Raw genomic sequence first — 20373 nt, 5'->3', positions numbered from 1 at the left:
GTTTAAAATGTTAACTCTTAAAACACTAAAAAGCCCAAAAGGCGCCCACAAGAATATCAAGCGTATCGGCCGTGGTCAGGGTTCTGGTCAAGGTACTCAAGCTGGTAAAGGTCACAAGGGTCAAAAAGCTCGTACTGGCGGTGGTATCCGTATCGGTTTCGAGGGTGGTCAGATGCCTCTTTACAGACGTCTACCAAAAGTTGGTTTCTCTAACGCAGCATTCAAAGTTGAATACGCTGTTGTTAACCTTGAGAAGCTAGCTGCGAAGTTCGACTCTGAAGTTGTAACTCGCGAAACTCTTATCGAAAAAGGTTTCCTAGCTGGTATTAATAAGTCTATGCCGATCAAAATTCTGGCAAAAGGCGAATTTAATAAAGCTCTAACCTTTAAAGGCATTGAAAAGTTCTCTGCTAAAGCTTTAGAATTAATCAAAAAAGCTGGCGGCAAAGTTGAGAATGCCTAATTAAAGAAGGATACAAGGATGTCATCGAATGTTTCTAAGCTCGAAGAGCTAAAAAAACGAGTTTTCTTTACCATTTTAATGCTTGGAATATATCGAGTGGCCACTCAAGTCCCTACACCGGGAGTTGATGGGGCCGCTCTTTCATCATTTTTTGATGGAATGAAGGGCTCTCTCTTTAGCGTATTCAACACCTTCTCAGGTGGAGCTCTTGAGCGTTTCTCAGTACTCGCTCTAGGAATCATGCCTTACATCACGTCTTCGATTATTTTCTCTCTTCTATCTTATTCGATCCCGGCCCTTGGCGAACTTCAAAAAGAGCCGGATGGTCATAAGAAAATCTCTCAATATACTCGTTATGCAACTGTACTTCTGTGTTTTTTCCAGGGTTACGGTCTAGCAGTTGGTCTTGAGAACATTAAATCACCAAACGGTCTTCCGGTGGTGATTGATCCAGGCATGAGCTTTCGTCTTTTAACTGTAATCAGCTTAACTGCCGGTACTATGTTTGTTATGTGGCTGGGCGAGCAGATCACAGAAAGAGGTATCGGTAACGGTATTTCTCTTATCATCTTCGCAGGTATCGCTGCTGGTATCCCATCAGGTATCAGAGATACATTCAACCTTCTACAAAACGGTGAAATGAGCATCGTAAATCTTCTAATCGTTCTTGCGATTATGTTGGTTTCATTCTGGTTCATCATTTTCGTAGAGAGAGCTTTCCGCAAAGTTCCGGTTCAGTACGCTAAGCGTGTTGTTAATAACCGTGTGTTCGGTGGTCAGTCTTCTCACCTTCCAATTAAAGTAAATATCTCTGGAGTTATGCCTCCGATCTTCGCGAGTGCACTTCTAGGGTTCCCGACAACTATTTCTCAATTCGTTCCACAAGAAAGCCCAATTAAGGCCTACTTCACGAACATTGAGCAGTTGTTCTATCCAGGTCGCATGCTTTACAACTGCGTATTCATCGGCTTGATTGTTTTCTTCGCGTACTTCTACTCAACAATTCAGTTCAAAACTGAAGACGTTTCTGAGTCTCTAAAGAAGAACGGTGGATTTATCCCAGGTATCCGTCCAGGTGATCAGACTGCTGATTTCCTTAACCAGGTAGTAAGTCGCTTAACACTAGTAGGTGCTGTTTATGTAGCAGCTATCTGTCTTATGCCTTCTATCCTATTTAACTACGCAAAAGTACCGTTCTACTTTGGTGGAACTTCTCTTCTAATTCTTGTGGGTGTTGCTATCGATACGATGGCCCAGGCTGAAGGTTTCATGATCTCTCAGCGTTTGGATACGGCCTATAAAGTTAAGGGCAAGTACTCTGGCGTGAAAAGGTTCTAATGAAATCCCATCTGATTTTCATAGGAGCCCCAGGTTCTGGTAAAGGAACGCAGGCAAATAAGTTTGTAGCTGATAGAAATTTTAAACACATTTCTACTGGTGACCTACTTCGCTCTGAAATCAGTAAGATGTCGCCGCTTGGTCTTGAAGTGAAGAAAGTAATGGATGAGGGCAAGTTGGTTTCAGATGACCTAGTTATCAGACTCCTTCAGGCCAACATTAACCTGACGGCTTCTCAGTATATCTTTGATGGATATCCAAGAAATCTGGCCCAGGCTCAGACTCTTGATAAAGAAGTATTAAAGGGTGCTCCGTCTTTGGCGGTGTACTTTGAAATTAATATGACTAAGTTAGTCGAAAGACTAACAAATCGCAGGACATGTAAGAACTGCGGTGCTATATATAACCTCATCTCAAAAAAGCCTAAGGTAATGGGCGTATGCGACCAGTGCGGTGGTACAGATCTCCAACAGAGAGCTGATGATAAGGAAGATGTGATTAAGAATCGCCTAACGGTGTTTCAAGACACTATTAATCCTGTCCTCAAGTACTATCAAGATCTTGGACGTTTGATGAAGGTTGATGCGGAAGGATCGGTTGATGAAATCTATAATATGATTTCGTCAAAAGTGTGACGTTCCGTTATTAAATAATATTGTCTTCTAGTTTTTTTTTATATATAAGATCACTTTCTATTTAGGAAGGGCATGGCTGAGTCAACTGACACAATTGAAGTGGAAGGGGAAGTTCTCGAACTTTTACCCAATACACGTTTTAGAGTAAAACTCCCGAATGGGCATGTGGTTTTAGCCCACATTAGCGGGAAGATGAGAATGAATTTTATCAAGATCCTACCTGGCGATAAGGTTGTGATTGAGATTAGTAAATATGACCTTGATAAAGGTCGAATCATTTTTAGAAGCAAGGGTTAAATTATGAAAGTACGTTCATCGGTAAAACCAATCTGTAAAGACTGTAAAGTTGTAAAGCGTGAAGGCGTTCTTCGCGTAATTTGCAAAGTAAATCCAAAGCATAAGCAAAAACAAGGCTAGTAGGGGAAAAATATGGCACGTTTATTAGGTGTAGACTTACCAAGAAATAAAAAAATGAGCGTAGCTCTAAGAGCAATTTACGGCGTAGGCCCTAAAGTTGCTACTGATGTGCTTGCTAAGGTTGGTATCCACGGAGACAAGAGCTCTAACGATATCACTGAAGAAGAAGTACAGGCGATTCGTTCTGCTCTTGATGAGTACACTGTAGAAGGTGACCTTCGTCGTGAAATCGCACTAAACATCAAGCGCCTTAAGGATCTTGGTTGTTACCGTGGTATTCGTCACCGTAAGGGTCTTCCAGTTCGTGGTCAGCGTACACATACAAACGCTCGTACACGTAAGGGTCCTGCTGTAGCGATTGCAGGTAAGAAATCAATCAAGGCAATGAAATAATTAAGGTAGGAATATATGGCAACAACTAATGCTCAAAAAGCTTCAGGTATGAATACTTCTGCTGCTGCTAATAAAGGCGGTAAGAAGAAAGTTCGTAAGAACTTAAATCACGGCGTATGTCACATCCACGCTTCGTTCAACAACACAATCGTAACAATCAGCGATGCTGATGGTAACGCTGTTGTTTGGGCTTCTGCTGGTGGTCTTGGCTTCCGCGGTTCAAAAAAATCAACTCCATTCGCTGCTCAGGTAGCTTCTCAAGAAGCTGCTAAGAAAGCTGCTGAACATGGCCTTAACTCTGTAGACGTAAAAGTTAAAGGTCCAGGCGCTGGTCGTGAAAACGCAATCCGCGCTCTTCTTGCTGCTGGCCTCAGAATCACTTCTGTTGCTGACATGAGCCCAATGCCTCACAACGGCTGTCGCGCTCCGAAGAGAAGAAGAGTATAAGCGAAAGCTTATTGTTGCGTTTCTGTTCCACTGCTAATTAGGAGTATTAATGAATTCTTTTATGAGTAAAAACTGGGCCGGGATGATTCGTCCGGCTGCTTTAGAAGTAGATACAGAAGGTCTTAAGTCTAACTACGGTAAGTTCACAGCTAAGCCACTTGAGCGCGGCTACGGTCTTACTCTTGGTAACTCTCTTCGTAGAGTTCTTCTATCATCACTTCAGGGTGCTGGTATTGTTGCTGTTAAAGTTGACGGTGTTGACCATGAGTTCGGCACAATCAATAACATCAAAGAAGAAGTTTCTGAGATCATCCTTAACCTAAAAGAGATCCGTTTCAAAATCATCGATAAAGAAGAAGTGACTCTTGTTCTTGAGAAGAACAATGAAGGCGCTGTTAAAGCTTCTGATATCCAAGAAAATGCAAACGTAAAAGTTCTTAACCCAGAACACGTTATCGCTAACGTTTCTTCAGGCGGATCAATCCGTATGGAGCTAAAAGTTGCTCGTGGTAAAGGTTATGTAACAGCTCTTGATAACAAAGAAGCTTTCGATCTACCTGTTGGTTGGATCTATATCGATACTCTTTTCTCTCCAGTTCACCGTGTGAACTACACTGTTACAAACAGCCGTGTTGGTAAGAGAACTGACTACGATAAATTAACTCTAGAAGTTTGGACAAATGCTGGTATTGATCCGGTTGATGCTGTAGCTATTTCAGCAAAAATCCTTCGTGACCAACTTTCTGTGTTCCTTAACTTCGAAGATAAGGACGCTCCTGCAGAAGTTAAGCCTACAGCTGCTGCTGCAACTGGTGGCGTTGCTAACGAAGCACTTCTTAAGCCAGTTTCTGAGCTTGAGCTATCTGTTCGTTCAGCTAACTGTTTACAAAACGCTAACATTAAATATATCTACGAGCTCGTTTCTAAAACAGAAGGCGAAATGCTACGTACTAAGAACTTCGGTCGTAAATCTCTTAACGAAATTAAAGAGATTCTTTCATCGATGGGACTTGGCCTTGGCATGAAAGTCGACAATATCATGAAACAAGTTCAGCACGCTGACTAAGAAGCGTTCTAATTTAGGGGAATTATATGAGACACGGTAACCACAAATACAAACTAGGCGTTAAGCCTCAGCACAGAAAAGCTCTTGTTCAGGGTCTTGCTATGGAACTAATCATCCACGGTAAAATTCGCACTACTGAAACAAAAGCTAAGGCTATTAAGCCTTTCGTTGAGAAGCTTGTGACAATTGCTAAGAACGACACAATCGCTAATCGTCGTCTAGCTTTCACAAAACTTAACAACAAAGAAGCTGTTGCAGCTCTATTCACAAACGTTGCTCCAAAATTCAAGCAACGCCCAGGTGGATATACTCGCATCCTTAAGCTTGCTGAAGGTCGTCTTGGTGACGGTGCTAAAGAAGCTTACATCGCTTTCGTTGAGTAATTCATAATCAAAAAGCCCTCGAAAGAGGGCTTTTTGTTATCTGGGCCTGCATGTCGTGCAGACCATTTTTTAAGCCATGCTAAATCGTATCATCGTCATTCTTCTCGTTATTGCAGCTGCTGTTGGGTACTCGGTCTATCAAAAGAAGACCCTTGAGGGCCAATTGGAGCATAAACAAGGCGCGATTTTGGCGAAACTCCCTCAAGCTACCTTTGAAACCCTCGATGGCCGGCCCTTTGACGTTCAAAAAGTATTCGAAGACCGCACGAGCCTCCTGGTTGTCCATTATTGGGGCACTTGGTGCGGCCCATGTGAAGCTGAGCTCCCGGACCTATTAAGCTTTTTAAAACGATTTGAAGGCCAACCAGAAGTGAAGTTCCTACTGGTGGCCGTGAACGACGATAAAGTGAAGGTCGAGAAGCACTTAAAGACCATCGCTATCCCAAAAGCTTCTATCACATGGCTATTGGACAACAAGAACGTTCACCGTGATGTTTTCGGGACCACCCGTGTTCCTGAAACCTATGTGTTTTCGTCAGACATGACCACCCTCCGCAAGTACGTGGGCCCTCAGGAGTGGAATAAGACCATGTTTTTCCAAACTTTTGACGAATTTATCCAGATTTCTACCCGCAAGCTGTAAATAAAATCCGCAATCGCACAATTCTCCTGTCAAGAAATCCGACAAAGTGCCGATAAGTTAGACGATCAAATTCAAAATGTTCATGGAATGGGCATTTATACAGGAGAAGTCTATGATTGATTGGAAAGCGATTAAAGATCTACATACTACGAAAAGCCTCGAGAAGATTATTGGTAATTGGTACGGGCTGGATGTCATGTATGTGGACACTCAAGGTCGTGTGCAGTTCATACAAGAACCGGGTTATTCATTCAAATCACCTTTCCTGAAACTTCAAATGTCTCATTCATTCGGTCATGACTGGCTTGAAGCTGATGTCGAAAAAGTATTCGAATTTTTCAATTCATCATCTGAACACAGTTATGAGTTCGATGCCTTCTTCCCTGGAACATACGGTTACTCACACAAGGTTGTGGTGGACGATGAGTTCTGTGGGGTCGTGATCGCTTATCCATATTTCAAAGATACTTCAACAACTGAAGAGGTTGAGAATGTTGTTAAAAAAGTTGTCGAGTGTGGCATTGGCCAGGAAGACGCTAAAGTCGCGGTTTCTAAAATTAAAAAATTCGCGGGCCGTTTCTACGACGAGATGAAAGAACTCGTGGCGATCGTTGCGGATGAAGTGGGCACTTTCCACCACGAGATCTCAAAACGTGAAGCTCGTATCATGGACCTTAACTCTGAGATCGGTAACAAATACCGTTATCATAACCTGATTGGTAAATCGAAAAAGATGCAACAGGTTTATCACCTTCTTTCAAAAGTATCGAACTCTGAATCAACCATCATGATTCAAGGTGAGAACGGTACCGGTAAAGAAATGGTGGCGAAGGCGATTCACTATAATTCACCAAGAAAAGATGCGGTCTTCATGGCCGTGAACTGTTCAGCGTTTAACGATAACCTTCTAGACTCCGAACTATTCGGTCACGTGAAAGGTGCGTTTACAGGCGCGATCAAGGACAAGAAAGGTGTATTTGAAGTGGCCAACGGCGGAACACTGTTCCTGGATGAAATCGGGGACACGTCTCCATCAATGCAGGTAAAACTTCTTCGTATCCTTCAAGAAGGTACGTTCATGCCGGTGGGTGCAACTCAACCGAAGAAAGTAAACGTTCGCGTAATCGCTGCGACTAACAAGAACCTTAAAGAGATGATCGCCAAAGGTGAGTTCCGCGAAGATCTTTATTACAGAATTAACGTGATCAACGTGGCATTGCCACCGCTAAGAGAAAGACAGGAAGATATCCCAGTGCTGATGGATTTCTTTATCCAGAAGCGTTGTGAAGAGGCCGGTCTTCCACTTAAGACTTTCTCTAAGAAGTGTCTTGAGAAGATGCTTGATCACACATGGCCAGGTAACGTTCGTGAACTTCAAAACGAAGTTGAACGTCTCGTCGTTATTGCCGGTGAAGATAAAACCATTACTCCAGATATGCTTTCTTCAAGAATTCTAGAGAGCGGCGATGGTGTTGGCCATGCTCCGTCTCACTCAGGTGGTGGTCACCTGAAAGGTGTGAACACCAATGGTTCATTGAAGGATGCTCTTGAGGAACTAGAGATCCTTATGATCCGTGAAGGACTTAAGCGCACAGGTTTCAACAAGTCAAAACTTGCCAAGGAACTTGGTATCTCTCGCGCAGGTCTTATCATGAAGGTCGAGAAATACGGCCTGGATAAGCGAGCTCAAAAAAGAGCGGCAGGCGAATAAAAAAATCCACTAAGGGCCCTTCAGGGGGCCCTTTTTTTTGCTCAAAAAGTGTTCCCTCAAAATTCCGGCACTCTGGTTACCCACACAATCTGCGTTTACGCTAATTCTTAGACCAACAAGGAAGAGGTATGGCCGGATTAGAAAGACCAGATATTTTTCAGTATGTAGATTTCCGTCGCTTTCTTAAAGACATGTATCTTTATAAAAAATCACGCAATCCAAGTTTTTCAGAAAACGCTTTTGTGTTTGCAGCAGGATTCGGGAAAAATTCTCGAGGTTATCTTGGTCTGGTGGTGAAAAACAAGAGGAACTTGACTTCTAAATCCATCATTGGTTTCGCGAGGGCCATGGATCTAAGTCCGGAAGAGACAACATATTTCGAAAACATGGTGCTGTTTAATCAGGCCGAAAAAGAAAGTGAGAAGATTCATTTTTTTGAATTGATGAAAAAAGATGTGAAAGGCAGTGACGTAAAGGTGTTTCAGGTAATGGAGCACCAGTCTCGTTATTTGAATGAGTGGCACCTTTCAGTTTTACGAGAACTGATTGAACTCAAAGATTTCGAAGAGAACCCGGAATGGATCATGAATAGATTAGGAGGCACGATTTCTCTTGAGAAGATTAAGGAGGGGATCAATGACCTCATTGGTCTTGGATTTGTGGTACGAAATGCTGCGGGGAAGCTGGTAAATGCAGACGGACCCATTATGTTGGAGGTGTCGGCACCCACGCTTCGAAACTCCATGACCCTGCAAAAGCACTTTGCCCTCAAGGCGGTCGATGCCCTGGAAAAACTTCCTTATGAAAAAAGATGCGCGCAGCTTATTACGTTAAGTATTCCGAAGAGCCGTTTTGAAGATCTGAGGAATGAAATGAAGGTCTTTGCTCAGCAGATATTGCAAAAATATTCTGGACCCTCAAGTGAAGAGGTGGTTCAGATGGGAATGCAGCTCATTCAGGTCACACATTAATCAAATTCAAATAATTTAATCTTGGCCCCAATTCTGGGGCCTTTTACTTAGAGTGTCAAAACTTTACCCTCCATCCTAAGCAAGGTATAACTTTCCGATACATTTCAGGAGGGTCGAATGCTGACCAACGAACAAAGACGCGAGCAACTCGCTACTTTCGGCCGTGAAGCCGAGTTAGGTGGCGGTGCTGAGAGAATTAACAAGCAACATGAACAGGGCAAGTACACTGCCCGTGAACGTATCAATAAACTGGTTGATCCAGGTTCATTTATTGAATTCGATAAATTTGTGGTTCACCGTAGCCATAACTTCGGTATGGAAAAACAAAAGTACCTTGGTGATGGTGTGGTAACTGGTATCGCCAAAATCAATGGCCAGCAAGTGGCCCTTTTCTCACAAGACTTTACTTGTTGGGGTGGTGCTCTTGGTGCGGCCCATGCTCAGAAGATCTGTAAGGTAATGGACTTCGCGCTTGATAACAAAATCCCGATGATCGGTATTAACGATTCTGGTGGTGCTCGTATTCAGGAAGGCGTAGATGCTCTTGCTGGTTACGCTGAAATTTTCTACCGTAACGTTCAGGCCTCGGGTGTGATTCCTCAAATTTCACTTATCATGGGACCTTGTGCAGGTGGTGCGGTTTATTCTCCGGCCATGACTGACTTCATTTTCATGGTAGATAAAACTTCTTATATGTTTGTGACTGGTCCGGATGTTATTAAGACTGTGACTCACGAAGAAGTAACAAAAGACGCTCTTGGTGGTGCCCATACTCACAATGAAAAATCTGGTGTGGCCCACTTCCGTTGTGATGACGAAGATGATTGTTTTGAGCGTGTAAGAGAGCTTTTCTCTTTCATTCCTTCATGCAATCAGGTGAAGCACACTCCAAAACTGACAACTGATTCAGTGACTCGTTCTAACAATAAGCTTAAGAACTTCGTTCCTGATAACTCGAAGAAGCCGTACGACATGCATGAGCTTATTCTTGAAGTGATCGACGATCAGCACTTCTTAGAAGTTCACGCTGACTTCGCGAAAAACATCCTGACTGGTTTCGCTTCAATTGGTGGAATCAAAGTTGGAATCGTAGCAAACCAACCTAACTTCCTGGCCGGGTGTTTAGATATTGATTCGTCTGTGAAGGCCGCTCGTTTTGTGCGCTTCTGTGATGCCTTTAACATTCCAATTATTACTCTGGTAGACGTTCCAGGCTTCCTTCCTGGTACAGTTCAAGAGTACGGCGGGATCATCCGTCATGGCGCTAAACTTCTTTACGCTTACTCTGAAGCAACGGTTCCACTTATTACGCTTATTACTCGTAAGGCCTATGGTGGTGCTTATGACGTTATGGCGTCGAAACATATTCGCGCTGACATCAACCTGGCCTACCCAACTGCAGAGATCGCAGTGATGGGAGCAGACGGTGCCGTAAACATTATTTTCCGTAACGATATGGCGAACAAAGCCAAGCACGTAGAAAACTACGAGAACAACTTTGCAAATCCTTATCGCGCAGCTGAGCTTGGTTACCTGGATGAAATCATCAATCCGGAAATTACCCGTCAGCGTCTTTATCAATACCTTAAAGCTCTGGAGAACAAAAAAGTTAATCGTCCTGAGCGTAAACACGGGAACATTCCACTATGAAAGGTAAACGCGTCTTAATCATCAATCGTGGTGAGATTGCTATTCGTGTGGCGAAAGCTTTAAATGAGCTAGGGCTCGTTTCTGTCGGCGTTTGGACTGACAATGAAACTGAACCTCCTCATCTAGAGTTCTGCCAGGAATGGGTCCATCTCGCTGGTAATAACAACAAAGAAACATATCTTGATATCCCGAAGATCATGAAACTCATCGACGACTATAAAATTGATGGTGTTCATCCGGGTTACGGATTCCTGTCTGAGAACCGTGAGTTCTCGGAAGCACTTGCGAAGAAGGGTGTGACTTTCATTGGTCCAAACCCAACTGCGGTTTATAAAATGGGTGCTAAGGACATTTCAAAACAAGTGGCGAAGGAAGCAGGTGTTCCTGTAGTTCCTGGTTCAACCGGTGAAGTGCCTTCAGTAGAAGAGGCAATCAAGCTTGCGAACGATATGGGTTACCCGATCCTTCTTAAAGCAGTTGCTGGTGGTGGTGGTAAGGGTATGCGCCCTTGTTACTCAGAAGCTGATGTGAAGAACAACTTTGCAGCGGTTCAACGTGAAGCTCAGTCGAGTTTCGGTTACGCCGGACTTCTGGTTGAAAAATACATTTTGAATCCCCATCACATCGAAGTGCAGATCCTTGCTGATAAGAAAGGCAATGTGTTCCATGTGTTCGAGCGTGAGTGTTCAGTTCAACGTCGTCACCAGAAGATCATCGAAGAAGCTCCGTCTCCATTCATTGGAGCTGATGAGGCCCTTCGTAAATCAATCTGTGAAACAGCGGTGAAATGTGCCAAGGCCGTGAACTACGATTCAGCTGGTACAGTTGAATTCATCATGGGTGAAGATAAGAAGTTCTACTTCCTTGAGATGAACACACGTATTCAGGTAGAGCACCCGATCACAGAAGAAATCACAGGCGTTGATCTAGTGGCGAACATGATTAAGGCAGCTTTTGGTGAACCACTGGATTTCAAAACTCAGGACGATATCAAGATTCAAGGCCACGCCATTGAACTTCGTATCTGTGCGGAAGATCCGGTAACGATGCTTCCAGCTCCGGGTAAAATTGTGGGCTTCGAGACGACTTTCCCGCAAGGTATTCGTTTCGATCACTGTATCTATCCAAAGTTTACGATCACTCCGGATTTCGATCCGATGATTGGAAAACTTATCGCCAAAGGTTTCAACCGTGAGGTGGCCCTTCGTAAAGTGAAGTCGGCCCTTGATGGTCTGATCATTGACGGGATTAAGACCAATATCGCGCTTCACCGTGTGATTCTGAACGAGGAGAACTTCGTGAAGGGTCACTATTCAACGAACTATATTGGTACTGTTAAGCCGCAAGATAAAGTAGCTGCCAAAGAAGACATTCAGGCATTCATGCTTAAGGTCGCTGCCATTGAGCTTAATCAGAATGGAGGTAACTAATGAGATACTATTTCATGAATCAAGATATGAAAGAGTTTGCTCTTGATGTTGAGATCCATCCTGGAAAGATCATGGAGTTCACCCATGAAGGTGCCAAGACCAAGCTTTTGATTAAGAATCTTGCGGGTAAAAACTTTTATTCATTCGATGGTATTGCGTGGAAGAAACTCGCAGCATTGGGCGTGAATGAAGTGCTCGTTTCAAACTCGGAAGTTTATAAAGTTTTCCGTGGTTTCAAACCTTCTGGCCTTAACAAAGGCGGCGCTGGTGCTCTTATCACGCAAATGCCTGGTAAGGTCGTGAAGCTTATGAAGAAAGAAGGGGACAAGGTCACTAAGGGTGAAACCGTGCTTATTCTTGAAGCGATGAAGATGGAAAACGAAATCAAGTCCGGCGCGGATGGTACAATCAAGGCCATCAACGTGAAGGAAGGTCAGGCGTTAGAGGCCGGCTTCCTGATGGTTGAAATCGAAGAATAAATCACTATTTACGGGCCTGCTTACTTTAGTAAGCAGGTTCTTCATGTAAGATTTTCAGATAGCTGCCACCCTTCCAAATTTTTAGAGTAAAACTGCGAGAAATTTGGAGGATCTATGAAGTTTCTTATCACCATTTTCAGTTTGTTGCTGTTCTCAGTTGCCCAGGCCCAGGAAGTTCCTGGTTGTGGTGGTGGTTATGCTGCCGGAATTGGTCACGTGATGAACGGTCAATCATTACCATTTGCTAACGATAGTTTTATTCCAGTGGGAGGATCTGCTAAAGATCAATTCTTCAGGGCCAAAGTTGTATCCGTCAATGGTAAGGCCCAAGTTGAGCTTTATAACAATCGTACAAGAAAGAAAGAGAAGCTTGCAGTTACTCCAATGAATGAACAGTTTTCTATTTTTTCTACCGAGAATTTAGTCGGATCCGGGGAGTTTCCTGAAGGAGTTCCAGGTGCTTTTGCTGGAAAAGTATTTTTGATTTTTATCTGTGCTAACTAATACTAAGGGCCTTCGGGCCCTTTTTTTATTCTGAGATCTGAATCGCGTCGACCAGACTTTCCCAGTTCCTTTCAATCAATCCGTATTCAAACTGAATGTACTTAGAATGAGGCCAACTCCAGAAAGAGTATTGGCGTTGACTAATTTCCACTGTGTAGTGATTTAGCCAAAAGTGAACGGAATCGTAAAGATACTTTGGACCAAGTTCAAAATGAGCACTCATATTGATCTGCAGATGTAGCATGGCAATCAGAGGGAGACTGGCGCGGAACTTATATTCAGGTTTCATCAAGCGATCAGTAAGAAGATTATTATAGGCCGCCAGTTCATCGGCCGAATCAAACTTCTGAGGAACTCTCGAGACCATCTTCCTTACCCAGCACATTTGATTGCGAACTTCGAGATCATCCAAATGCGCTTCTGTCAGAATGTTTCTCATTGGATAGAGGGTACTGGTATAGGTCAGGCGTCCACAGTGATTTAACGTAGGATCAAGAGTGGCCTGATTGGAGAGCGGGTTGACCCAAAAGGTAAGGGCACCAAAAAAGAAGATCCCGAGCACAATAAAGATAGTCTTAATTTGCGGGCGAATGAGTTTAACTGGTATAGCGACGAACAGCCCAAACCAGATGAAGAGGGCAAGACTGGTTAAGATCTCGAAGGGAGAAAAAATCGCCACAAAATCTATGAATCGCCAAATAGGTAAGGCGAATAGAAGAATCACGATGGCGAAGACAAGTTTCAAGCGCTTCATTCCCCTTATTATTCCACGGTTTAAGCTCTCGAGGCAAAATATTCCGGGGACATTTAAGTCAGGTTAGTGAGGTATGCTAAAATAGAGTAGGGAGGAATCTGATGCATCAAAACGCTAATGCAAAAAAGATTATTCTATCAACCAACCTTAAGGGCTTTTTCTTCGAGGGCCTTACCGAATTGAATAAAAAGTCGCTCTGTCCTGTTCCTGAATCAGTCATTTTCTATTCCAGTGATGTTCTCGATAAGTTTGCCCTGTCTCAAAATTTTTTTGAGACCAATGAAGGCAAAGTGCGGGAGAAAATTCTTGGTATGAAGCTGCTTGAGGCCACGCAGGTGGGCCGTGAAGAACAAAAGCGCATCTACAAAGAAGTGGGAGATATGTCCCTCTTGGTCTGTGGATATTTCTCTGAATCAGTGAATAAGAAGTTAGTAGATACCCAGTACTACGCTCAAATCGGAAAGATGGCCTATTCACATTTAAACAATGTGACTCCAAGCTTTTTGGATATCCCAAGTTTTTACGGAATGGTTGCCACTTGTTTTGAGTCGCTCACGACTCTTATGACCATACTTGCAACGAAAGATCGTCATGGCACTGATAGTAACCTAATTTTTCAGAAGCTTTTAAGAAGTGAAAAGTTAAGTGAGAAAGAGATGATGGTAAGCGGAGTTTTACCTCCACTTACCCAAAAAGTTTCTTAGTCTTTACGTCCGGCCTCAACAATGTTCCATTTCTTCGAGAAGAACTTCTTCAAGAAGGCCTGGAAGTCTTCGTACTTCGCCTCACGGATTTGATCATTGTTCTTGTGAGGGAAATCAAGCCCTAGTCCATGCAGAACTGGAATTGAATAGAACTGAGCATAGTCTTCGTTGGTCTGAATACCAAGAAGGTTCTGGCCATCAATCATGGTTTTAATTCTTTCAAACTCTTCGCGTTTAATGCCGTGATCACGAAGGTTATTCAGAATACCTAAGATGGCATCAATCGCGGCCTTGGTCTTATCATGGCCTGAGCCGATATAGATTCCCCAACAACCGGCTTCAAGTGCCGAGACATGAATTGGAGATACTGAGTAACAAAGACCTTTGCGGTCACGCACATCCACGAACAGATCAGAGCTTTGACCAGAAAGATGAGCTGTAATCATCTTGAGGTATAGATCTTCTTTATTACCAATTGGATAGGCCGGAGCACCAATCACAATTTGAGTCTGCTCACGCTTAAACTCTAACTGCTCACGTTTTCCGGTCACGCCTTTTGCTTTCTTAAGGGTCTTCTTACCCGGAGTACGTGACTTAAGGTTTTTCGCCGCCTCTACAAAGTGGTGATGAACCACAGAGAAATCTAAGTCACCACAGTAAGTGAAAATGATTTCCGAGTTCTTCAAAAGACCAGCGTGAAGTTTTTGAAGACCAGCAGGTGAGAAGGTCTTAATCGTTTCTGGAGTTCCGGCCAAATCAAGTGAATAAGCATGTTGGTGGAAGACCATACGGTAGAAGGCCTTGAAGGCCTGTTTCATGGCATCTTCTTTTTGGTTATCAAGCGCACGCAGGATCACTTTCTTTTCGTGATCAAAAAACTTCTTCGGGATTTCTGGAGTAAAGAGAGTTCCAAAGAAGTGATGAGACAATCTTTCAAAGTCCTTTGTTTGACCGTGAAGGGTCATACCGTAGGCGTTCTTACCAGAAAAGCCATTAAGTGAAGAAGAAAGGGATTCTAATTCATTTTTTAATTTCTCATATCCCATGCCTTTATAACCGTAAGTTAAAAGGCGACTACTTAGGTGATGAATACCAGCGTTCTTGGTGTTCTCAATTGATTGCCCGCCTTTCATATAAGCGTGCATAACAAAAGTAGGAGTCAGTTTATTTTGACGATAAATCAGTTTAATCCCTGGCTTGATCTCGACCACTTTTACTGCACTGTCGTGAGTTGAAGTTATTTGTTTGATCTTGCTGAATTTCGACTTGGTTTTAGTCGCGGACTTTTTAAGCTCCGCTTGCCACTTTTTAATTTCCTTCTCCAGTGGTTCCATCTTGGTTCCTTTTGGAACCTGGAGAGTGAAGTGAGAAGACTGGCGCATGACTTTTTGTAGACCGTCCCATACTTCATCAGTTGAAGCAGCACGGATTTTTTCAATGAACTCATCTTCGCAGAAAATGTTTCCAGATTGAGCAAAACCATGGCCCAGGCTGAAAGCGTAAGATTCAATGGATTCACGCTCATAGATCTTGGAAGAGATGTATTGATTTTTAATTTTAGTGATTTCTTCCGCTTTAAAACCGTTCACAAGCGTATCAGTCAGAGTGCTCATGAAAAGTTTTGCTACTTTTGGAAGATTCTCAACCGGGAAGTTCATCTTAATCATGTGAACTCCACCATTAGCAAAATACATGGTTGAACCAGCAACACCATTACACAAAGAGGTTTTAGCAACTAGTGCCTGGTAGAAGCGAGAGGTTTCACCGTGAGCGAGACAATTGATCGCGAGATCCTCTGCCGCCGCTCTTTCGTGATTGTAGTTTGGAGACTGAAGACAAAGAGTCAGTGTTGCCTGACGAATGTCTTTATCATGAACATTCACAGACTCTTTTTCTTTAATCGTGAATGGCCCAAATTCAGACTTCTGGCCATGCGGGAGTCGGAAAGAACGGATCTTCTTCTCTAGTTCCGCGCGGTCTTTTAAATCACCTGCCACCACCAGGAGAGCATTTTCCAGGTTATAAAACTGCTCACGGAAAGATTTCACCTGATCCTGAGAAAAGTTCAAGATGGTGTCTTCACGGCCCAGGATCGGGTGAGCATATCCATTTTCAAACGATGCTTTTTGAAGCTGCATGAAATTGTACTGAGAAGGATTGTCCATGGCACGACGATACTCTTCGAACACCACTTGTCTCTCAGACGGAATGTCTTCTTGTCCAAAAAGAGGGTTCGCCACCATATCGAGCAGAATATCTACAGACTTATCAAGAAACAGACTTGGAGTGTTGATGTAGTAGCAAGTGTAGTCGAATGAAGTGAAAGCATTGACTTCACCACCATAGGATTCAATATCATGAGCAAGTTGAGGACCTGGACGTTTCGGAGTTCCTTTAAAGAACATGTGTTCTAGAAAGTGAGCGATACCTTGGTTATCATGTTTCTCAAGGGCACTGCCCGCACGAAACCACATCTGAACTGTTCCCGCACTACAACCGGGAGAATGAATGAATAGTGTATTTAATTCGTTGTCCAACTGAACTTGATCGATCTTCATTAGCTTCCTTAGCTTTAAAAATTTGCACAGGCCATCCCGTGACAGCTGTTCTATTATCCCTTTAGAGCTAAATTTTTAGAAGGACTTTCTACTCAATGACTCAGGTGTCCAGTCTTTATTTGCACGTTCCGTTTTGTAAGCACCTGTGCAATTACTGCGATTTTTATAAGCGGAAGCTTGATTCATCTCAGAATCAGTTTGAGGATTTTCATCAGTTTTTAAGTGCATCAGTAAAACGACATGAAGAACTGATGAAAGCGCATAACTTTCAATGGGAAATTTTGGATACCGTTTATCTCGGTGGGGGAACGCCTTCACTTTGGGGTGAAGAGGGTGCCAAGTTCTTTCACAAAATCTTAGAACCAATCGGTGTTTCAAAGAACGCTGAATTTACCATGGAAATTGATCCGGGAACCTGGACGCTGTCCATGCTGGATGCTTGGAAAAAGATCGGGCTTAACCGCATTTCGATTGGTACTCAGACCCTTGATCCAGACTTTTTAAAGATCATGGACCGCGTTCATTCGCTCGACGATAGTCTGCATTTTTTAGAAGTACTTCAGAAGGAAAACTGGAACTACTCATTGGATTTTCTCCTCGGGATTCCCTTCTCGCGCGAGAAGAAACGAGACATTAGGAAAGAGCTGGATCTTCTTTTAAAGTATTCTCCGAAACACATTAGTCTTTATATTTTGAATGCCCGGTCTAAGTATCCACATATTCAAAACATGCCGGATGATGAGTTTATTCGCGATGAGTATTTATTTGTGAGTGATTATTTAAAACAGCATGGCTTTCATCATTATGAAGTCTCGAATTTTGCGCTCCCTGGATATGAGGCCCGTCATAATCAGAAATATTGGAGAGCTGAATCAGTGGCGGCGTTGGGGCCCACTGGTACGGGTTACTTTCAATTAAATAATGACGAGGCCCTTCGTTATAAATGGAAGGTCTCAGAGGCGGAAGTTGAGATAGAGCATCTGTCTCCTAAAGAACTTTCACTCGAGCAAACTTATCTCTCTCTTCGCACTTCAGAGGGCTGGATTCCTCCAAAAGGGAGTGAATGCCTCATGAAAAGTTGGTCGCAGCAAGGCTACGCTGAAACCCAAAATGAGAGAGTGAAATTAACCTCTTTGGGCTTTTTGATGTTGGATTCCTTAATGGACGATCTTTTTCGCTGGGAAGCGCAACGTAAGTAGCTAATATTGTTGCTCATGATTTAGTGCAGTAAAATAACATTTTTTTTCTGTCCTAACATTGACACTCATCCATTCGGGCCCATCTTGGGATTAACAAACATTGAACTGTGAGAGTGTACATGGAACCTAATGAAAACAACAAAGAAGAAAACAAAACGGAAACGGCCGCTGAAGCAACTGCCGAAGCTACTGTAGAACCTAAAAAAGAAGAGGTTGATTTCAAGGCCAAGTATTATTACATCGCGGCCGAAATGGACAACTATCGTAAGCGCATGGAGCGCGAGAAAGAAAACCTTCTTAAGTATGGAAACGAGCGAGTGATGTCAGACCTTATTCAGGTCATTGATAACTTCGATCGTATGATTGATATGCTTCGCCCAGATGAAGATCAGAAAATCAAGAATATGGTGACTGGTCTGGACATGGTAAGAAAGCAGTTCCTGGACACTTTAGGGAAACACGGACTGACTCCGGTTGAGTCTGTGGGTAAGGACTTTGATCCAAACTTCCACGAAGCTCTTTCTCAGGAATATGCTGAAGGCAAAAAACCAAATGAAGTTATTAAAGAGTTCCAAAAAGGTTACTCACTAAACGGTCGTCTTGTACGTCCGTCAAAAGTGGTTGTTTCGAGCGATAAACAGTAATTGAAATTTAAAAAATAAGGAGAAATATATGGGAAAAATTATCGGGATTGACTTAGGTACAACTAACTCATGTGTGGCCGTAATGGAAAACGGTACATACAAGATTATTCCAAATGCTGAAGGACACAATACAACTCCTTCAATCATTGGTTTCGCTAACAATGGTGAAATTCTTGTTGGTCAGGTGGCAAAACGTCAGGCCGTGACTAACCCAACTAAAACTCTATTCGGTATTAAGCGTCTTATCGGTCGTAAGTTTACTGATGCTGAAGTGACTCACTTCCACAAAGTTGCTCCGTTCGATATGTTCGCCAACAAGAATGGCGACGCTTGGGTAAAAGTTGATGGTAAAGAATATTCTCCTCAAGAGATCTCTGCGAAGGTTCTTGAGAAGATGAAAAAGGCCGCTGAAGACTATCTTGGTCAGCCAGTAACTGAAGCTGTAATTACAGTTCCGGCCTACTTTAACGATGCTCAAAGACAAGCAACAAAAGATGCTGGTCGTATCGCCGGGCTAGACGTTAAACGTATTATCAACGAGCCAACTGCTGCTGCTCTTGCTTACGGTCTAGATTCTAAGAAAGACAAGAACATCGCTGTATTCGACCTTGGTGGTGGTACATTCGACGTTTCAATTCTTGAAATCACTTCTGACGGTGTATTTGAAGTTAAATCAACTAACGGTGACACGTTCCTTGGTGGTGAGGACTTCGACTACCGAATCATTAACTGGTTGGCGGAAGAGTTTAAGAAAGAAACTTCAATTGATCTTAAGAACGATAAAATGGCGCTTCAGCGTCTAAAAGAGGCCGCTGAGAAAGCAAAACACGAGCTTTCTTCAGTTACTCAAACTGATATCAACCTTCCATTCATCACTATGGATGCGACTGGTCCTAAGCACTTGAACCTAAACCTTTCAAGAGCGAAGTTTGAGTCTCTAATCGGTGACCTTATCGATAAACTAGTTGCTCCTTGTAAAACAGCGATCAAAGACTCTGGTCTTTCTCTAAATGAGATCCAAGAGGTGATCCTTGTTGGTGGTGCGACTCGTATGCCGATCGTTCAAGCGAAAGTAAAAGAGATCTTCGGAAAAGAGCCTTCTAAAGGTGTAAACCCGGATGAAGTGGTTGCTGCTGGTGCTGCAATTCAAGGTGGTGTTCTTGGTGGTGACGTTAAAGATGTTCTACTTCTAGACGTAACTCCACTTTCTCTAGGTATCGAAACTCTTGGTGGTGTATTCACAAAGATCATCGAGAAGAACACAACGATCCCTACGAAGAAATCTCAAACGTTCTCAACTGCGGTTGATAACCAACCAGCTGTTTCGATCCACGTTCAACAAGGTGAGCGTGAATTCTCAGCTGATAACAAAACTCTAGGTCGTTTCGATCTTACAGGTATTACACCAGCTCCACGTGGTGTTCCTCAAATTGAAGTGACTTTTGATATTGATGCTAACGGTATCGTACACGTTTCTGCTCTTGATAAAGCGACTAACAAGTCGACTAATATCGTGATCACTTCTAACTCAGGTCTTTCTGAAGAAGAGATCAAGCGTATGGTGGCAGATGCTGAAAAGAACCGTGATGCAGATAAAAAACGTCGTGAAGTTGTTGACGCTAGAAACAACCTCGACAGTCTAGTTTTCGCGTCTGAGAAAGGTATCAAGGACGCCGGAGATAAAGTACCAGCTGATAAAAAAGCTGAGATTGAAGGAGCAATCAGTGAAGCAAAAACAAAACTCACTTCAGAGTCTTTGGACGAAATTAAAGCAGCGACTGAAAGACTACAAAACGTCGCTCACAGCCTTGCCCAGTTCATGTATCAAGGACAACCTGGTGCCGATACCGGTTCCGGTCAAAATGCCGGTGGGGCACAAGGATCGAACGAGTCGCAATCGAAGAAGAAGGATGACGGCGACGACGTGGTAGATGCGGATTACAAAGAAGTTTAATAGCTGAATAAGCGTTTCAAGATGGCCCCT

General features: G+C 43.2%; 22 protein-coding genes. 20 read left to right on the top strand and 2 right to left on the bottom strand.

The window, feature by feature from the left end:
- Positions 1-7 precede the first annotated feature (7 nt).
- From rplO to ACJVC5_RS04420, 16 genes are all read left to right on the top strand, one after another.
- Positions 8-463 (top strand): 50S ribosomal protein L15, encoded by a 456-nt coding sequence (gene rplO, locus ACJVC5_RS04495; protein ID WP_408098189.1) that lies wholly within the window; start codon positions 8-10, stop codon positions 461-463.
- 18 nt (positions 464-481) lie between these two features.
- Complete coding sequence (gene secY / locus ACJVC5_RS04490; protein ID WP_408098188.1) at positions 482-1801, top strand: preprotein translocase subunit SecY; 1320 nt, start codon at positions 482-484, stop codon at positions 1799-1801.
- The gene (locus ACJVC5_RS04485) at positions 1801-2436 is read left to right on the top strand and encodes an adenylate kinase (RefSeq protein WP_408098187.1); all 636 of its coding nucleotides are present in this window, start codon (positions 1801-1803) and stop codon (positions 2434-2436) included. The genes secY and ACJVC5_RS04485 overlap by 1 nt, the downstream gene beginning before the upstream one ends.
- Positions 2437-2508: 72 nt before the next feature.
- Positions 2509-2733: a translation initiation factor IF-1 gene (infA, locus tag ACJVC5_RS04480; protein WP_321395396.1), complete on the top strand. Its 225-nt coding sequence runs from the start codon at positions 2509-2511 to the stop codon at positions 2731-2733.
- Between the two features lie 3 nt (positions 2734-2736).
- Positions 2737-2853: a 50S ribosomal protein L36 gene (gene rpmJ, locus ACJVC5_RS04475; RefSeq protein ID WP_321395394.1), complete on the top strand. Its 117-nt coding sequence runs from the start codon at positions 2737-2739 to the stop codon at positions 2851-2853.
- 12 nt (positions 2854-2865) lie between these two features.
- Positions 2866-3246, top strand: a complete 381-nt coding sequence (rpsM, locus tag ACJVC5_RS04470) for a 30S ribosomal protein S13 (protein WP_408098186.1) — start codon at positions 2866-2868, stop codon at positions 3244-3246.
- A gap of 48 nt (positions 3247-3294) precedes the next feature.
- On the top strand, positions 3295-3693 hold the full coding sequence (gene rpsK / locus ACJVC5_RS04465; RefSeq protein WP_321400166.1) for a 30S ribosomal protein S11: 399 nt from the start codon (positions 3295-3297) through the stop codon (positions 3691-3693).
- A 49-nt stretch (positions 3694-3742) separates the two neighbouring features.
- The gene (locus ACJVC5_RS04460) at positions 3743-4759 is read left to right on the top strand and encodes a DNA-directed RNA polymerase subunit alpha (RefSeq protein WP_408098185.1); all 1017 of its coding nucleotides are present in this window, start codon (positions 3743-3745) and stop codon (positions 4757-4759) included.
- A gap of 26 nt (positions 4760-4785) precedes the next feature.
- Positions 4786-5142, top strand: a complete 357-nt coding sequence (rplQ, locus tag ACJVC5_RS04455; protein ID WP_408098184.1) for a 50S ribosomal protein L17 — start codon at positions 4786-4788, stop codon at positions 5140-5142.
- 76 nt (positions 5143-5218) lie between these two features.
- Entirely contained in the window at positions 5219-5785 is a 567-nt protein-coding gene (locus ACJVC5_RS04450; RefSeq protein WP_408098183.1) for a TlpA family protein disulfide reductase, read from the top strand.
- A 112-nt stretch (positions 5786-5897) separates the two neighbouring features.
- Positions 5898-7496: a sigma-54 interaction domain-containing protein gene (locus tag ACJVC5_RS04445; protein ID WP_408098182.1), complete on the top strand. Its 1599-nt coding sequence runs from the start codon at positions 5898-5900 to the stop codon at positions 7494-7496.
- Positions 7497-7624: 128 nt separating this feature from the next.
- Positions 7625-8467, top strand: coding sequence for a TIGR02147 family protein (locus tag ACJVC5_RS04440; protein ID WP_408098181.1), 843 nt, complete (start codon positions 7625-7627; stop codon positions 8465-8467).
- Between the two features lie 117 nt (positions 8468-8584).
- Entirely contained in the window at positions 8585-10117 is a 1533-nt protein-coding gene (locus ACJVC5_RS04435) for an acyl-CoA carboxylase subunit beta (RefSeq protein WP_408098180.1), read from the top strand.
- A complete protein-coding gene (locus tag ACJVC5_RS04430; protein WP_408098179.1) occupies positions 10114-11547 on the top strand; it encodes an acetyl-CoA carboxylase biotin carboxylase subunit in 1434 nt (477 codons plus the stop codon). The genes ACJVC5_RS04435 and ACJVC5_RS04430 overlap by 4 nt, the downstream gene beginning before the upstream one ends.
- On the top strand, positions 11547-12026 hold the full coding sequence (locus ACJVC5_RS04425) for a biotin/lipoyl-containing protein (RefSeq protein ID WP_408098178.1): 480 nt from the start codon (positions 11547-11549) through the stop codon (positions 12024-12026). Before ACJVC5_RS04430 ends, ACJVC5_RS04425 begins: the two co-directional genes overlap by 1 nt.
- A 114-nt stretch (positions 12027-12140) precedes the next feature.
- Positions 12141-12530 (top strand): hypothetical protein, encoded by a 390-nt coding sequence (locus ACJVC5_RS04420; RefSeq protein ID WP_408098177.1) that lies wholly within the window; start codon positions 12141-12143, stop codon positions 12528-12530.
- Positions 12531-12555: 25 nt separating this feature from the next.
- Here the strand turns inward: ACJVC5_RS04420 and ACJVC5_RS04415 are convergent, their stop codons facing one another.
- Positions 12556-13284, bottom strand: coding sequence for a hypothetical protein (locus tag ACJVC5_RS04415; RefSeq protein WP_408098176.1), 729 nt, complete (start codon positions 13282-13284; stop codon positions 12556-12558).
- 101 nt (positions 13285-13385) lie between these two features.
- On the opposite strand from ACJVC5_RS04415, the gene ACJVC5_RS04410 reads away from it, so the two are divergent.
- On the top strand, positions 13386-13988 hold the full coding sequence (locus tag ACJVC5_RS04410; protein WP_408098175.1) for a hypothetical protein: 603 nt from the start codon (positions 13386-13388) through the stop codon (positions 13986-13988).
- Here the strand turns inward: ACJVC5_RS04410 and ACJVC5_RS04405 are convergent.
- A complete protein-coding gene (locus ACJVC5_RS04405; protein WP_408098174.1) occupies positions 13985-16546 on the bottom strand; it encodes a M16 family metallopeptidase in 2562 nt (853 codons plus the stop codon). The genes ACJVC5_RS04410 and ACJVC5_RS04405 overlap by 4 nt on opposite strands.
- Positions 16547-16641: 95 nt before the next feature.
- On the opposite strand from ACJVC5_RS04405, the gene ACJVC5_RS04400 reads away from it, so the two are divergent.
- The 3 genes from ACJVC5_RS04400 to dnaK all read left to right on the top strand — a co-directional run bounded on the left by ACJVC5_RS04400 (position 16642) and on the right by dnaK (position 20343).
- Complete coding sequence (locus ACJVC5_RS04400) at positions 16642-17745, top strand: coproporphyrinogen-III oxidase family protein (RefSeq protein ID WP_408098173.1); 1104 nt, start codon at positions 16642-16644, stop codon at positions 17743-17745.
- 119 nt (positions 17746-17864) lie between these two features.
- Positions 17865-18389: a nucleotide exchange factor GrpE gene (gene grpE, locus ACJVC5_RS04395; RefSeq protein ID WP_408098172.1), complete on the top strand. Its 525-nt coding sequence runs from the start codon at positions 17865-17867 to the stop codon at positions 18387-18389.
- 28 nt (positions 18390-18417) lie between these two features.
- Positions 18418-20343, top strand: coding sequence for a molecular chaperone DnaK (gene dnaK / locus ACJVC5_RS04390; RefSeq protein WP_408098171.1), 1926 nt, complete (start codon positions 18418-18420; stop codon positions 20341-20343).
- The last annotated feature ends 30 nt before the right edge of the window (positions 20344-20373 follow it).

Source organism: Peredibacter sp. HCB2-198 (assembly GCF_045999315.1).
GTDB lineage: Bacteria > Bdellovibrionota > Bacteriovoracia > Bacteriovoracales > Bacteriovoracaceae > Peredibacter.
The sequence above is the reverse complement of the archived record's forward strand: the minus strand, read 5'-3'. Positions and strand labels throughout refer to the sequence as shown.

Bases quoted from the DNA above. Each gene is read 5' to 3' on its own strand.
- rplO (WP_408098189.1), top strand. From the start codon at position 8: ATGTTAACTCTTAAAACACTAAAAAGCCCAAAAGGCGCCCACAAGAAT.
- secY (WP_408098188.1), top strand. From the start codon at position 482: ATGTCATCGAATGTTTCTAAGCTCGAAGAGCTAAAAAAACGAGTTTTC.
- ACJVC5_RS04485 (WP_408098187.1), top strand. From the start codon at position 1,801: ATGAAATCCCATCTGATTTTCATAGGAGCCCCAGGTTCTGGTAAAGGA.
- infA (WP_321395396.1), top strand. From the start codon at position 2,509: ATGGCTGAGTCAACTGACACAATTGAAGTGGAAGGGGAAGTTCTCGAA.
- rpmJ (WP_321395394.1), top strand. From the start codon at position 2,737: ATGAAAGTACGTTCATCGGTAAAACCAATCTGTAAAGACTGTAAAGTT.
- rpsM (WP_408098186.1), top strand. From the start codon at position 2,866: ATGGCACGTTTATTAGGTGTAGACTTACCAAGAAATAAAAAAATGAGC.
- rpsK (WP_321400166.1), top strand. From the start codon at position 3,295: ATGAATACTTCTGCTGCTGCTAATAAAGGCGGTAAGAAGAAAGTTCGT.
- ACJVC5_RS04460 (WP_408098185.1), top strand. From the start codon at position 3,743: ATGAATTCTTTTATGAGTAAAAACTGGGCCGGGATGATTCGTCCGGCT.
- rplQ (WP_408098184.1), top strand. From the start codon at position 4,786: ATGAGACACGGTAACCACAAATACAAACTAGGCGTTAAGCCTCAGCAC.
- ACJVC5_RS04450 (WP_408098183.1), top strand. From the start codon at position 5,219: ATGCTAAATCGTATCATCGTCATTCTTCTCGTTATTGCAGCTGCTGTT.
- ACJVC5_RS04445 (WP_408098182.1), top strand. From the start codon at position 5,898: ATGATTGATTGGAAAGCGATTAAAGATCTACATACTACGAAAAGCCTC.
- ACJVC5_RS04440 (WP_408098181.1), top strand. From the start codon at position 7,625: ATGGCCGGATTAGAAAGACCAGATATTTTTCAGTATGTAGATTTCCGT.
- ACJVC5_RS04435 (WP_408098180.1), top strand. From the start codon at position 8,585: ATGCTGACCAACGAACAAAGACGCGAGCAACTCGCTACTTTCGGCCGT.
- ACJVC5_RS04430 (WP_408098179.1), top strand. From the start codon at position 10,114: ATGAAAGGTAAACGCGTCTTAATCATCAATCGTGGTGAGATTGCTATT.
- ACJVC5_RS04425 (WP_408098178.1), top strand. From the start codon at position 11,547: ATGAGATACTATTTCATGAATCAAGATATGAAAGAGTTTGCTCTTGAT.
- ACJVC5_RS04420 (WP_408098177.1), top strand. From the start codon at position 12,141: ATGAAGTTTCTTATCACCATTTTCAGTTTGTTGCTGTTCTCAGTTGCC.
- ACJVC5_RS04415 (WP_408098176.1), bottom strand. From the start codon at position 13,284: ATGAAGCGCTTGAAACTTGTCTTCGCCATCGTGATTCTTCTATTCGCC.
- ACJVC5_RS04410 (WP_408098175.1), top strand. From the start codon at position 13,386: ATGCATCAAAACGCTAATGCAAAAAAGATTATTCTATCAACCAACCTT.
- ACJVC5_RS04405 (WP_408098174.1), bottom strand. From the start codon at position 16,546: ATGAAGATCGATCAAGTTCAGTTGGACAACGAATTAAATACACTATTC.
- ACJVC5_RS04400 (WP_408098173.1), top strand. From the start codon at position 16,642: ATGACTCAGGTGTCCAGTCTTTATTTGCACGTTCCGTTTTGTAAGCAC.
- grpE (WP_408098172.1), top strand. From the start codon at position 17,865: ATGGAACCTAATGAAAACAACAAAGAAGAAAACAAAACGGAAACGGCC.
- dnaK (WP_408098171.1), top strand. From the start codon at position 18,418: ATGGGAAAAATTATCGGGATTGACTTAGGTACAACTAACTCATGTGTG.